This window comes from Tetragenococcus solitarius NBRC 100494, assembly GCF_001544195.1.
Classification (GTDB): Bacteria; Bacillota; Bacilli; order Lactobacillales; family Enterococcaceae; genus Tetragenococcus; species Tetragenococcus solitarius.
In genome coordinates, this window is the sequence record NZ_BCPY01000032.1 from 15140 (window position 1) to 29152 (window position 14013).

Annotated in this window: 12 protein-coding genes and 1 riboswitch; of the genes, 2 read left to right on the forward strand and 10 right to left on the reverse strand. The window is 38.3% G+C overall.

Features of this window, described 5'->3' with window-relative positions; genetic code table 11:
- Window positions 1-62: 62 nt before the first annotated feature.
- The 6 genes from TS1_RS09165 to TS1_RS09190 form a co-directional block, all read right to left on the reverse strand.
- Complete coding sequence (locus TS1_RS09165) at window positions 63-1793, reverse strand: ABC transporter permease/substrate binding protein (protein ID WP_068710019.1); 1731 nt, start codon at window positions 1791-1793, stop codon at window positions 63-65.
- Between the two features lie 106 nt (window positions 1794-1899).
- Window positions 1900-3630: an ABC transporter permease/substrate binding protein gene (locus TS1_RS09170; RefSeq protein WP_068710021.1), complete on the reverse strand. Its 1731-nt coding sequence runs from the start codon at window positions 3628-3630 to the stop codon at window positions 1900-1902.
- Between the two features lie 405 nt (window positions 3631-4035).
- Window positions 4036-4884 carry an aldo/keto reductase gene (locus TS1_RS09175; RefSeq protein ID WP_068710023.1) on the reverse strand — a complete coding sequence of 283 codons (849 nt, stop codon included), beginning with the start codon at window positions 4882-4884 and terminating at the stop codon, window positions 4036-4038.
- A gap of 48 nt (window positions 4885-4932) precedes the next feature.
- Complete coding sequence (locus tag TS1_RS09180; protein ID WP_068710025.1) at window positions 4933-6108, reverse strand: glycoside hydrolase family 3 protein; 1176 nt, start codon at window positions 6106-6108, stop codon at window positions 4933-4935.
- Between the two features lie 19 nt (window positions 6109-6127).
- Window positions 6128-7441: a sensor histidine kinase gene (locus TS1_RS09185; RefSeq protein ID WP_068710027.1), complete on the reverse strand. Its 1314-nt coding sequence runs from the start codon at window positions 7439-7441 to the stop codon at window positions 6128-6130.
- Between the two features lie 2 nt (window positions 7442-7443).
- Window positions 7444-8118, reverse strand: coding sequence for a response regulator transcription factor (locus TS1_RS09190; RefSeq protein WP_068710029.1), 675 nt, complete (start codon window positions 8116-8118; stop codon window positions 7444-7446).
- Window positions 8119-8322: 204 nt separating this feature from the next.
- Here TS1_RS09190 and TS1_RS09195 point away from each other — a divergent pair, with 204 nt between their 5' ends.
- The gene (locus tag TS1_RS09195) at window positions 8323-8556 is read left to right on the forward strand and encodes a hypothetical protein (protein ID WP_068710031.1); all 234 of its coding nucleotides are present in this window, start codon (window positions 8323-8325) and stop codon (window positions 8554-8556) included.
- Window positions 8557-8676: 120 nt separating this feature from the next.
- Window positions 8677-8829, forward strand: a complete 153-nt coding sequence (locus tag TS1_RS12550; RefSeq protein ID WP_157061658.1) for a hypothetical protein — start codon at window positions 8677-8679, stop codon at window positions 8827-8829.
- A gap of 146 nt (window positions 8830-8975) precedes the next feature.
- Here the strand turns inward: TS1_RS12550 and TS1_RS09200 are convergent, their stop codons facing one another.
- The 4 genes from TS1_RS09200 to TS1_RS12610 all read right to left on the reverse strand — a co-directional run.
- The gene (locus TS1_RS09200; RefSeq protein WP_174519338.1) at window positions 8976-9503 is read right to left on the reverse strand and encodes a folate family ECF transporter S component; all 528 of its coding nucleotides are present in this window, start codon (window positions 9501-9503) and stop codon (window positions 8976-8978) included.
- Between the two features lie 47 nt (window positions 9504-9550).
- Window positions 9551-9647, reverse strand: a riboswitch (THF riboswitch).
- Between the two features lie 254 nt (window positions 9648-9901).
- The gene (iadA, locus tag TS1_RS09205) at window positions 9902-11089 is read right to left on the reverse strand and encodes a beta-aspartyl-peptidase (RefSeq protein WP_068710039.1); all 1188 of its coding nucleotides are present in this window, start codon (window positions 11087-11089) and stop codon (window positions 9902-9904) included.
- 17 nt (window positions 11090-11106) lie between these two features.
- Window positions 11107-12831, reverse strand: a complete 1725-nt coding sequence (gene yfcC, locus TS1_RS09210; protein WP_068710041.1) for a putative basic amino acid antiporter YfcC — start codon at window positions 12829-12831, stop codon at window positions 11107-11109.
- 227 nt (window positions 12832-13058) lie between these two features.
- On the reverse strand, window positions 13059-14013 hold a 955-nt coding region (locus tag TS1_RS12610; protein ID WP_068710043.1), incomplete at its 5' end, for a hypothetical protein.

Genomic DNA, 14013 nt, shown 5'->3' on the forward strand with positions numbered 1-14013 from the left:
ATCTTGTTTTCATCATACCACACTTGCAATCTTTGAGAAAAAATAACAACCATGTTTAAAATTTATTTTACCCATTCTGCTACCTTTTCAGGATGGTCATCAATCCAATGTTGCGCAGCCTCTTCTGGATCTGTTCCTTCTTCAATTTCTAGCATCACAGACTCGATGTCTTCGACTTCCCACTCAAAATTATCTAGGATCTGATAGGCTTCTGGCATGTCCTCTTTTAATCCTTTTCTAGCTAGAGTAACAATACTTTCTGCACCGCCCATCCCCTTTTCGGGGTCGCCTAAAAACTTCACATCAAAGCGAGAAAAAATCCAATGTGGGCTCCAAGCAGAGACAACGACCTCTTCTTTTTGACTAATGGCTCGTTCCAATTGTGTCGTCATCGCTCCAGCAGAAGAAGTGGTTAATTGCCAATCATCTAAATTCGGATAAGTTTTTAAAGTCGCTTGCGCTGCTGCTGTGTTTCCTGCGCCTGGTTCCACTCCTGTAATCGTCTTGTCTGCTTCATCTGTCAAATCTTCAATCGAATCTACATCCATATAAGAAGGCACAACAAGCCCATTTTGTGCTTGTTTATCTAAACTTGGCCCTAAATTATCCAATTGATCCCCTAACTGTGCATAATTTGCTTTATGGGTTGTAGGCAGCCACGCCCCTAACATGGCATCAGCTTGACCATTGGCTACGGCTTCAAAAGTCACTGGAATATCCAAAGCTGTCATAGTTACATTGTATCCTTGATCTTCAAGCACTCTTGCAATTACAGTAGTTGAGGCTACTTGGTCATCTTGTTCAGCATAAGCTAGCGTAATGGCTCCTTTATTTGAACCACTCTGTGATAGGCCACCTATAATCGCTAGAATAACGACGACTGCAGCAGTTATACCGCCAATAAAAATTTTCCTTTTCTTAGGTACAACTTCAATTTCACTTTGTGCTTTGTCACGATTCTTATTTAAACTTTGAGTGAAACGATCCATGATGATCGCCAAAATAACTACGCCCACACCATAAACAAAACCAGAACCAATCTGAGAACGTTGGACAGCTGCCAACACTCCTTGACCTAAACCAGGTGTTCCAATCATCGAAGCAACAACTACCATAGATAAAACCATCATGGTTGTCTGATTAATACCAGCAAAAATATTTCCTTTCGCTAATGGAAGTTCTACTTTCAATAATTTCTGTATAGCCGTACCGCCTAAAGAATCCGAGGCTTCTTTTAACTCGATGTCCACTTGGCGGATACCGAGATTGGTTAATCTGACAGTCGGCGGTAATGCAAAAATCACTGAAGCAAAAGTACCAGGTACCATGCCGATACCAAAAAAGGCAACCGCTGGGATTAAATACACAAAGCTAGGCATGGTCTGCATGACATCTAAAATAGGCTTAATGACTAACTGAGCTTTATCGCTTTTTGCCATTAAGATACCTGCAGGGACCCCAAGAATAATTGCGATAAAACTAGAAATAATCACTAACGTCAAGGTATACATCAGGTCGTCCCACATATTTTGATTATAAATAAGGACTAACCCAAGTAGGACAAACATAGGCATCTGCCATTTCTTATTAAAAACAAAATAAGCAGCAATCGTAAGTAATAAAATCAGGAATATCGCAGGGATGGCCGAAAGTGTATTTGTCATGACATCCATCACATTTTGTCCTATGACTTGCAACAGATTAAAAAGCGCCGACAAATGATCCGTCAACCAATCGACGATCAGGTCTATGGTTTGAGCGATAGGTATTTTTTGTTGTAAAAAATCAGTCACAAGCAATCACTTCTTCTATTATTCTATTTTTATTCATTTTTAAACTCTCCTCATTTTTATAAAGCAAAAAGCTGCTAGAAAGTTCATTCCAGCAGCTTTTTATGACTTATTCAGTCCATTTTTCTACTTTTTCTGGATTTTTTTCAATCCAGTCTTGGGCTGCCTCTTCAGGTTCAGCGCCATTTTCTATTGCTAACATTACAGATTGAATATCGTCTGTTTCCCACTGAAAGTTTTTTAATATTTGATAAGCTTCTGGTTCGTCTTCTTTTAACCCCTGACGTGCCATTGTTTCAATATTTTCAGGCTCTCCCATCGTCCCTTTAGGGTCTTCTAGCATCGTTAAATCATAACGTGAAAAGATCCAATGGGGAGCAAAGATTGAAACTACGATTGGTTCTTCTTGCTTGATGGCTTGATCTAACTCAGCGATCATGGCGGCTGTGGAAGAATTGACTTGTTCCCAATCAGATAAATTGGAATAAGCGGCAATGGTCTCATTCGTTACATCTGACGTTCCTGAACCAGGTTCAACGCCCTTAATTTCCTGATTTGCTTGGTCTGACAGATCTTCGATACTTTCTACATCTTCCATATAAGCAGGCACCACCAAACCAGTTTGTGCGCTCTTTTCTAAATTGGCACCCAATTTATCCATCTGACCACTAAACATGTCGTATTGTGTCTTATTGGTTGCCGGCCAAGCTCCTACCATCGCGTCCGCTTCTCCGTTTGCCACAGCTTCCCACATTACCGGAATATCTAAGGCAATTGTATTTACTTCAAAACCTTCGTTTCTTAAAACTTGGGCAATAACATTGGTTGAAGCAAGCTCAGTATCTAAATTGATATATGACAAGGTGATCGGACCTTTATTGGAACGAGTAGAGGACATTAATCCTAAAGATAGAATCAAAACTACTCCTGCAGTAACAAGGCCGGTTATCATTTGCTTGTGTCGTTTGGTTTTTTTAACCGAAACAGCAGGTTTTACTGTGCTTGTTTGATTCAATCGTTGCGCAAAGCGATCCATGATAATTGCTAAAATGACAATCCCTAGGCCATAAACAAATCCGCTGCCCACTTCAGAACGTTGCACAGCAGCTAATACTCCTTGACCAAGGCCGGGCGCTCCAATCATCGAACTAATGACCACCATAGATAAACTCAACATAATGGTTTGATTGATTCCTGCAAAAATACTCCCTTTAGCCAGGGGCATTTCTAAATGATAAAGCTTTTGCCAAAAGGTTCCGCCAAAAGAATCGGAAGCTTCCTTTAATTCATTATCGACTTGACGAATCCCAAGATTTGTCAACCGGACAGTCGGTGGCAAAGCAAAAATGACAGAAGCAAATACTCCCGGCACCATGCCAATCCCAAAAAAGGCGACCGCTGGAATCAAGTATACAAAGCCTGGCATCGTCTGCATGACATCTAAAATTGGTTTTATAATCATTTCTATTTTTTCACTTTTAGACATCAAAATCCCAAGTGGAATTCCAATAATCACAGAAAGCAAGCTAGATAAAATGACTAACGTTAACGTATCCATTAAGTCTGCCCACATGTCTTGGTTGTAAATAAATATTAAACCAAGCAAGATAAATAGCGGTAACTGCCATCGTTTTTTAAAAAGAAAATAAGAGGCCAACATTAATAGTAAAATCATTATTATCGGGGGTATGGCAGATAGTCCATTGGACACTGTATCCATTACAAATTGTCCCATCGTTTGGATCAACGAAAAAAAGGCTGCAAGATGCTCAGTTAACCAGTTGACAATGCTATCTACCCAGTCAGCAATCGGTATTGGTGTTTTTAAAAAATCAATAATGAACGGACACCTCAGCGTGTGGTTCAGATTTTTCTGCTCTCATAAAAAACACTCCTCAATTTTTAATTTAGCGTTAATACATGTTATTTAGGTTAACAAACATCCTAATAACATGCAAATTTCAAACGAGCTGCTCGTGATTTTATTATGGCTTTAACCGGTACTATCATGGGATTTAGCACTATTTCATCTAATGATAAATTCATTGTTTCAAAGGTAAGTTCTATTAAAAAAACACTTACCGATGATTAGTGATTTTTCATTTGAATAATGGATTAAAAAGTTTTATGTAATTAAACGTGTAAAAAATAACGAAACAAGCTTGAAAACTACAGACTAATTGCAGCAATACAATTATTTACAAAAAAAGCATGCCTGCTGTCAGACATGCTTTTACGCTATCTATTAAACAAATTCTTCATATTCGTTAGGATTTTGCCCTTCGACACGACCCTTTTCGCCTTTATCCAAGGCATCAATTTTTTCTAGATCTTCTTGTGCTAGTTCAAAATCTATATAATGGAAATTGTCATATTGATGCTTAGGATTTGAGGAACGAACCACTGGGAAAACATGATTTTGGTTATCCCAGTTTATAATCACTTGTGCCGGACTACGATCGTATTTAGCTGCAATATCTTTAATTGTGTCATTAGTTAATACATCATTAATTTCACGGCCAAATGGGCTCCAAGCTTCAGAAACAATGCCGCGTTTGTCATTTTCTTGCACTAATTCCTTGTTATTGAAATAAGGATGCCGCTCAATTTGGTTGGTTGCTGGCGTTACCCCTGTAGCTTCAATAATATTATCCAAGTGTTCAGGCAAGAAGTTAGACACACCGATAGTTTTAATTAAACCATATTTTTGGGCATCAACTAAAGCCTTCCAAGCTTCTACATATAAACCTTCCTTAGGGTTCGGCCAATGAATTAAGAACTTATCAAAATAATCCAAGCCTGTACGGAAAAGAGATTCTTGAATTAAGCTGATCGCTTTATCATATTTATGCGCTGACCCAGGTAACTTTGCACTTACGTAAAGTTGCTCTCTAGGAATTGATGAACGACGTACGACTTCTCCCACCATGCCTTCGTTATTGTAATTGGTTGCTGTGTCAATCACACGATAACCAATATCAAGTGCAGCGAGGGCTTGATGGACGCCTTTACCACCTTGAAGGTCAATTGTTCCTAATGCAATATGCGGTAAAGTTGTTCCATCATTCAAAAGAAATTCGTTATTTAATGTCATCATAAATCCTTCCTTTCTTGGTCTACCCTCATTATAAAAAAGAATGATCTATTTTTTAAGTAAAAGGCCTTGGTCCTGCTTCCAGTGCAAGACACGCGCTACTGATGCATCTAACTCTTTTTCGGAAAAATCACCCTCTTTGACCGCTTGAATGACTGCAGGGATTTGTTCTTGATAGCTTGAAGACATGACCAAGTCATTTCCTGCTTTTAATGCGGCAAGCCCTGCTTCTTCTTGCGAAATAAAATCAGCTAAGCCTGCCATATCCATATCATCTGTCATCACGACGCCATCAAAATTGAGTTCATCCCGCAAAATTTTATGAACAGCAGGAGAAATCGAGGCAGGGACATCTGGATCGATACTACTTACAATATTATGAGAAACTAAAATGCTATCTGCCCCTGCTTCAACCCCAGCTTCAAAGGGGAGAAAATCGTTTTTGCGTAATTCTTCAAGCGAACGGTCATCTGTGACAATTTCCACGTGAGAATCCCGATTATTCCCATAACCCGGAAAATGTTTCAAGGTTGATCCGCTATTAACTTCTTGTAAAGTTTTAACAACATTCTCTACATATTTACTGGTTCCCTTAGCGTCCATACCAATGGTTCGGTCGTAAATAAACGATTCTTCATCAGTAGACACATCTACATCTGGAAATAGCCCAACATTGATCCCCAATTCATCAAGAACTGCGGCCTTTTGTTTGGTATCGTCAATAATCCCTTGCCAACCATTTTCGGCATAAATTTCTTGCGGGCTTTTAAACGGTTGGTCAACTAATTCAGGATTGTTGCTAACTCGTGTGACTGTTCCACCCTCTTCGTCAGAGCCAATTAATAACGGAATGTCGCTAGCTTCTTGAAAAGACTGTATTTTTTCTTGCAAACTGGCTTTTGTTTCGTTTTCTGTATCTTCACCAAATAAAACATAGCCGCCTAAATGGTAGTCTTGAATGTCAGAAATTTGATTTTCTTGCGGAGTGCGCGCAAAAAACAATTGTCCTACTTTTTCTTCCAATGACATTTGATCAACCATCGCGGAAATTCCTTTTTCTTCTTTTTTCGAAGTACTACTCGTCGTTGCTTGAGTTGAAGATTCAGTAGCCGCTGTCGTTGCCGTCTTAGTATCCTGTTTACAATTAAAAGCCCAAACCGTCCCTATACAAATCCCGATTAAAATAATAATGAGTCCACTAACAATTTTCCCTTTACCTTTCATTCTAACCCCTCTTACTTTTTTACGCCGGTAATTTCACTAAAAAGTCTACTCCTGAAGAAGTATAATCTTGCACTGTCAGCTCACCTTCGTGCGCGGTAATAATCTCTAATGCAATAGATAATCCTAGACCATAACCGCCTTCTTGTTTAGAACGTGCCTCGTCTTCTCGATAAAAACGTTCAAAAATATGTTTCTTTCCTTCCTTTGAAATCGGCGCACTCGTGTTTTTAAAATGCAATATCCAATGTTTGTGCGTAAACTCGCTAGTCACGATGATTTTATCTTCTTCTTTGGTATATTTCAACGCATTATCCAGCAAAATTACAAAAACCTGATGAATTTTTTGCCGATCAAAAAAGACCTCTTTTTCTCCATGCGTTTGTAACTGAAAATCTTTTTCTTCTAAGGCTGCCATTTCTTGAAACGGTTTAACCAGCTCTTCAAGAAAAGCGTTCGCCGCCGTCTTTTCTTTTTTGATAAGCAATTGGTTCGAATCGCTGCGAGCAATGGTCAACAAGTCAGTCGTCAAAGTTGTCATTCGTCTGGTTTCATTTAAGGCCTGAGCCACTGTCTCTGATTCATCAAGAATCGTATGATTGGGTCTTTGAAACAAACTCTCCAGGCTATTTTGGATGATGGTTAATGGAGTACGCAACTCATGCGAAGCATCCGCAACAAATTCTTGCTGTCGCTTCCAGGAACGTAGCACAGGTTGCATTGACCGATTGGCAAGAAAGAAACTTACAGCAATCGAAATCAGCCAAAAAAAGACCATACAACCGACAACAATTTTTTGCACTGTCGCTAAAGACCGTTCAATTTGATTGACATTGGCAACAACCTGTACATAAGCAATCTCGCCGTCAGTATCTTGGTATTTTTGCGTAATCGAATGAAAAGTAAGCTCTTCTTCATTACTATCGTCAATTGTTATGGTCTGCACGTCATTTAACTGATCCGTTTGCAAACGCAGCTTACTTAGTTGAGAAATTCGTCCGCCAAAAGCGGCTTCATTCAAAATTTTCCCCTCACTTGACCACAGAATAATCTGGGTATTAAAGCGATTAGCATCAGGAGGTGTTGAAGGTTGTTCCGTCTCGTTTTCTTGTTCTACTGGAAATTTTGTAGGGTCTTCTTTATAACGTTTGACCTCTTGATCAATTAGTTCCGTATGTTCTTTCGTATCTTTTAACGTACTGTCTGTTTCTTGATAAGCAGAACGGTTGACCAATTGAAAAATAATGATTCCTAAAAGAAGAAAAATAATTGCAAAACTAGCAACATTCATCAGAAAAAAAGACCATCGCTGTCGTCTGGTAAACTTTTTATTCATCGCTAGTCTCCTTTCATAATGTAGCCTACATTACGTAAAGTATGGATTTCTTTATCTATCCCTGTTTTGCGTAAATGTTTGCGTAAGTGGCTGACATACACTTCAACTACAGTAATCGTCGTTTCTGAGTCAAAGCCCCAAATCCGATCAAAAATTTGTTCTTTGGTAATGATAATCTCTTGATTTTGTAAAAAATAAATAAATAACTCAAATTCTTTGCCTTGAATCGGTAGACGTTCCTCCTGGAAATAAACTTCATTTTTGGATAAATCACATGTAATGGTTTTGTATTTCAAGGTATTTTCATCAAATAAGCCAAGGGACCGTTTAAGTAAAGCCTTTATACGCATCTGTAATTCTTCACGATAAAAAGGTTTTGTCAAATAATCATCGGCTCCTTTTTGGAATCCTTCAATCTTATCTTCCAAACTATCTTTGGCCGTTAAGATTAGCACAGGCGTTTGTATTCCTTTGCTGCGTAATTGTGCTAAAAGCTGATAACCATCTAATTCTGGTAACATTAGATCTAAAACAATTAAATCGTAAATCCCTGATTCTGCTTCGTATAGGCCCTCACTACCTTCATAAATTTGGCTTGTCTTTCCAAAAGGGGAAATAATTTCTTTAATATTATTAGACAATACTTTGTCATCTTCAACGATTAAAAAGTTATTCATCGCTTTCACCTCCGCACAATTTTATCATGTTTGCCTTAAACTTACCTTAATAAGAAGCTTTTTTTCATCCATTTTATTGTTCACCAATATTTTAAGAAAATCATAAGGCAATAGAAAATTTTTCGGTTTTTTTCTTCGTTTCAGTTTCATTTAAGCTGGCCTTTTTAAGATAGCCTCAACAAATAAATAAAGGACGTGTTTACTATGATTCTTTCATCAAAAATTATTCCCATACAAATTACTAAAGTATTTTACCCTTTTATTGTTGGTAAGACAAAAGATGGACACTATCTTCATTTAAACATTGCACCTACTGACCAAAAAGATACCATTTTTTGGGAGATCATGAACCGGATATTACGAGCTAATTTATGGATTCCAGTCGATAAAAATTCACATCAACTGTTAGAAGATGGCTGGTTGGAAGTACAATTTTAAAAACAATTGCTTTTATATTTTAATGTCATCGTACAAATTTGAATCAAATATTTTTTAAGCTACAGTTAAGGTTGATTCGCTATCCTAATATTATCGCTAAACAATAGGAGGAAAAACATTATGAAGAAAAAAGGAATTTATTTAACACTTGCTGCAAGTACACTTTTTGTCAGTCTTTACCGTCTTCACACAGGTATCCATGTAAAAAAGTCTTATATAAGAAGAGAGCTAATTCCGAAAAGATCAAAAGGAACTTATGTACCACACTCTTAAAAATTTACTCTTTTAGGTTTTTCATTTAGATAACAAACCTAACAAAGCAACTGAAAGTCGTTACTAAAAAAAGCAACCTCATAAAAAATTATAAGGTTGCTTTTTTTTTGGATGTTTATTTTTATTAAGTTATTTTAATAAATGGTTTATAAATAGCTTTTCAGACGTTTCAATGGTAAAGCGCGGCCTACCACATAATTTAAAATCGATTGAATCGGAAACATGACCAAAGCTTTTACAAGACGCGGTGCCCAAATGACTCCGCTTGTAAGGGGCTGGTTATACATAATAGATAACCAAATGGGAGTTAAAATCAAGCTGACGATGATGGTAATTGACAAAGAACAAAGAATGGCATTTTTCCAAGTGACTTCTTTTCTATAAAAGAAATAGCCATAAATTAAGCCCCCGATGAAAGCATTCAGCGTAAATCCGGGGAAGAAAGCCGATCTGGCAAAAAACATCATACCGATTGTATCTGCAATTACAGCACCAATCCCAGTCCAAACTGGGCCAAATAGTGCCCCCATAATAATTTTTGGGACAAATTCAAAAGAAATTTTGATAAATTGTGTCTCAAAACCCAAAATACGTGACAATACAACAATAAGTGCGATCAACAAGGCTAACGTGGTAATCATATGCGCATTGATCTTTTGTTTCATAACTAGCATCTCCTTTTTGCGACACGAAAATGTCGCTAGAGCTGCTACATTAAAAATGCAGCGAATGCGAAAACAAAACCGCGGACTACATCCTTCGTCCAAAAGGCAACATCCCATCCTTTCGGCACTTGACGCTTTGTTTTCTACTCTGATTTATTAATGGATCTTTTATCCACCACAAAGACTATAGCACAGGAGACTTAGAACTACAATGGATTTGTTTTTCTAACAAGTATCTAATGACAAGGAAACACCAGAAAACATGAAATCTAGAGTACATTGGTAGAAAAAAAACCTTGTTTGTACTAAGTCTATTTTGATAAAAAAAGAAACCACCTTTGTAATTATGTCTATCGTCGTCTAATTACAAAAGAGTAGCTTCTTTTTGTTCATATATCTCGGCTCATTTATGCTTCTCTTTTTTCAAATGTTCCCCACTTGACTGCTGTACCTTTTTCAACCATCGTTTCTCCTTTAGCAATGACCGTATCGATAGTTAGGTTATCTTCATCAAGTAAGACAATATCTGCGTCAAACCCTACTTTTAAATGTCCTTTGTTAGAAAACTTCAATAATTTAGCCGGTGCGCTGGTAATTGCACGCAAAGCAGTCTCTAACGGAATATTTTCTTTTTCTACGCTTTCTTTCACGCCTGTCAAAAGTGATTTTGAACTTCCTACGCCCATTTGTACAAAATGGTTATTTTCGTCAAAAATTGGCAAGCTTCCTTGACCATCTGATGTCATCGTGATGCAATCAGGGTCTAGGCCTTCATCAATCACTCGTTTTAAACATTGACGAAATGGAATGGAGCCATCTAGTTCATAGGTTTGGTCTGGATTTTCACTTCCTGTGATATCAAATACGCCGCCAGCTTTGGCAAAATTAATCGCTTCGTCTAATAATGCTTCGCTTCTTTCACAATGCGTTGGATAAAAATTAGATACTGGAATATCTGTTTCTTCTAAAGCTTGTCTAATAAAAGACAACCGATTTTTTCCCGGTCCTACATGAATATTAGTTACACCTGCTTTACCTGCTAATAAACCACCTACACGCGCATCAGCTGCCGCGTGAGCAAATTCTGTAAAAGTAGGCGCGCCATTTCTATGGTCTGCGATTGCAATTTCACCAATACCGATCACTTTATCGATAGCCATGGTGTCTTTAATCACCGAGTCCGTAATTGTCTCCACTGGCAAACGATAGTTACCTACATACATATAAGTTGTAATACCTTCAGTTTCCAAGCCCCGTGCTTTGCTCAATAAAGCCATATCGTCACGACCTACGCCGTCTGTACCAAGGACACCCACCACTGTGGTCACACCGGCTGTCGTCAACTGACTGAGTTGTACTTCTGGTGTTCGATTATGGAAACCATTTTCACCCCCACCGCCTAGTAAATGAAAATGGCTGTCAATAAAACCTGGCACGGCAACTTTTCCATTGCCATCTATTTCTTCCATATCTATCCCAGTGATAAAAGCATCAATATGATCTTCAATCGCAATAATTTTATCATTAGCCAATAATATATCTTTTACACCTTGATACTCTGGGGCATAGATTGCAATTTGTCTAAGTAACTTCATTTCTATCCTCTCCTCGCTTAGTGATACCCAATCAATACTGCACCAATCACAAAGGCGCTGCCTATAACAAACAAGAAGGCCTGCATCTTGACTTGGAATTTTGCCCACTGACTCCAGTCCATCCGAGCAATTCCTAAGACACCGATCAAACTAGCAGAGACCGGCGTAAAGGCATCCACAAAGCCTGCGCCTAATTGGAAACATAGGACTGCAACCTGGCGAGAAACCCCAGCCAAATCCGCTAGCGGGGCCATAATTGGCATAGTCAAGGCCGCTTGTCCCGAGTTTGAAGTGACCACTAAATTAAATAAACTTTGGAAAATATACATCAACCAAGCGGCAATCATTGAAGGTACCCCTGATAAAAGCTCTCCTACACTGTGCAAAATCGTATTCAATGCAGAAAAAGAGCCCGCGTCTGAACCACCTAGGACTAAAAGAATACCTTGGGCCATCCCTACAACAGCTGCAGTAGGTGCTAAATCAGCAACGCCCTCTTGAAAGGCAGAAGCTACATCATTAATTTTCATATTGTTCACCCGCAGAGCCATTGCAATGATACCTGCACCTAATCCGATCACAAAAAATTGTGAAGCCATTTCTGGAATAGTAAATCCTTGGGCCATCACTCCATAAACAATCCAAATTAACCCAACCAATAATTCCAATAAAATAAGTTTATGTCCTAAAGTAAATGCATGACCCTCATCGCTGCTATTGGCTAAATTCTCACGGAAATAACCATCCGTTTTATAAGTAACTGAGCGTGTGGGATCTGCCTTAATTTTGCGCGCATAACGAACCGTATAGCCGCATGAAAGCAATGTTATCACAATCCACATGACAATCCGAAAGCCGGCTCCTGATAAAGCTGGCAGTCCGGCAATTCCTTGAGCAATCGCAATACTAAATGGACTCATCCAGGAGGCGGCGTTTCCTATTTCGGCCGCCGCAATGGTGATAGTAACCGCCGTAATCGAATCATATCCTAAGGCAATGGTAAACGGCACAATGATTATCGCAAAAGCAATCACTTCTTCAGAAGCACCAAATGTCGCACCCATAAATGAAAATGCAATAAAAATTAATGGAACCGCTAAATCTTGCATTCCTTTTGCATTGCGTAAAAAGGCATAGATGCCAGCATCAATGGCGCCAGTTTTCATAATAATACCAAACGCGCCGCCAACCACTAAAAGCATAGCGACAATTCCAATGGCAGAACTAAATCGATCTCCTGTGACCAATCCTTCAAACAAATAATTAAATACACCAAACCCATAGTGGTCTTCTGTCCCCCACACTTGAGCGGTCTTATTTAAATTCTCTGAAGTATCATAAATACTATTGCCATAAAGTTCGTAAAGATTATCTTCAGACAAACCAATATTTGCTAATTGTTCTAAGGAAAGCTTTTGATTTTCATCTAGAACTTGAGTTAAATCATTTTTATCTACCTGCAAGTCGCTCAATGTCTTTTCATCCTGTGAGAGCTCTTCTAACTTTGCATGTAAAACATCCTGTTCTAGTGGATGCATATAGCGAAATGAATCTTGCTGTAAAACTTCCTGAGTTTCAGTACCGCCATCTCCAGTCTCATATTCCACCTCTTCAGTACTGAACTTCCCTGCAGGAACAATAAAGGTCAACAGCCATGCTACAATAACGATGCCAAAAATGATCACGTAAGTATGCGGCATCTGAAATCTTTTTTTCTCTTCTAATTCTACCTCTTCTTGCATAATTATTTACTCCATTCTTTTTTTATCAGTTCCATGATACGTTTCTTAACCCTTTTTTTCAATAATTTTTTGTTTTCCTTTACTAAGACTAACAACTCAGTCTTTTATTATTTTGCATAATTATAACGTCATGGTGGCCATAAAAAAATCCCAAAGATTCGATTAAACCAATCTTTGGGAGAACGTCAACTGTTTTAAAAATGTTTGTATCTTTGTGCCGCATTTTTTTAGAGCAATTTAAGAAAGATAGAGGCAATGATAATCGAAGCCACAGATACTGTAGCAAAGCCTCCTACCAACATCTTAGGCATCATGTGATCTGTTAAATAATCGCGTTGTTGTTTATCGTTTGTCAAATGTTGGATCACTTCTGAAGTTAAGATATAATCCGATGGAAAACCACACAAGGCAGTTAAAGAAGTAGCAAAAGCCATTGCTGTACTCATTTTCATCGACTTGGCTAAAATGGATGAAGCGATAAACATTCCTAATACGCCCAATAGGAGTAAAATTAAAATTTGAATAATAATTCCTTGAAGAATCTGAGGCGTTACGGTATTTAGCTGGGAAAAGATATAAGCCATTAAGCCATACATCAACCAATTAAAGACGTTGGCTTGGTTTAACACATTTTTTTCCAGAAATCCGATTTGATGCCCAACAACGCCCAAAATTAAAGCACAAATACTTGAATCGATCGCTTCATTGGTTAATTGCGATAGTCCCATCGCTAATAATCCAACAAATGCGACTTTAGCTAAAACAAAAGCACTTGTCTTGTATTGACTGGAAACTTTTATAAACTTTTTTGGTTGTTTTGTTTCTTCCTGTGTTTTTTCATTTAACCTATTTTGTGACCTTGGTTGGTATTCTTTTAGCAAACGGGTACCCTCTTTTTTTAGCATAAACGAAACAAGTGGGTAACCAACAAAACTTTGTAAGATATACATCGCCACAGGTAAAGCAAGATACATGGTTAAACCTTCCGCCTTCAACCCTTCTGTCATCAAAGCAGTGGAAACCACACCGCCAATTAAAGGAGGGATTGTCGCCGCAACTGTGGACCAATCATACAAAATTGTCCCGATAATCATGGTTAAGATAGAAGCTCCGAAAGCTCCTGTTAAAGCAACGACAACTGCTTTCCATTGACTAGCCAGTTGTTTTATATCCATCATTGGG

Excerpts from the sequence above, each read along its gene's own strand:
- TS1_RS09195 (WP_068710031.1), top strand. The coding sequence starts at position 8,323 with ATGATTCTTTCATCAAAAATTATTCCCATACAAATTACTAAAGTATTT.
- yfcC (WP_068710041.1), bottom strand. The coding sequence starts at position 12,831 with ATGCAAGAAGAGGTAGAATTAGAAGAGAAAAAAAGATTTCAGATGCCG.
- TS1_RS09190 (WP_068710029.1), bottom strand. The coding sequence starts at position 8,118 with ATGAATAACTTTTTAATCGTTGAAGATGACAAAGTATTGTCTAATAAT.
- TS1_RS09175 (WP_068710023.1), bottom strand. The coding sequence starts at position 4,884 with ATGACATTAAATAACGAATTTCTTTTGAATGATGGAACAACTTTACCG.
- TS1_RS09180 (WP_068710025.1), bottom strand. The coding sequence starts at position 6,108 with ATGAAAGGTAAAGGGAAAATTGTTAGTGGACTCATTATTATTTTAATC.
- TS1_RS09185 (WP_068710027.1), bottom strand. The coding sequence starts at position 7,441 with ATGAATAAAAAGTTTACCAGACGACAGCGATGGTCTTTTTTTCTGATG.
- iadA (WP_068710039.1), bottom strand. The coding sequence starts at position 11,089 with ATGAAGTTACTTAGACAAATTGCAATCTATGCCCCAGAGTATCAAGGT.
- TS1_RS09200 (WP_174519338.1), bottom strand. The coding sequence starts at position 9,503 with ATGCTAGTTATGAAACAAAAGATCAATGCGCATATGATTACCACGTTA.
- TS1_RS12550 (WP_157061658.1), top strand. The coding sequence starts at position 8,677 with ATGAAGAAAAAAGGAATTTATTTAACACTTGCTGCAAGTACACTTTTT.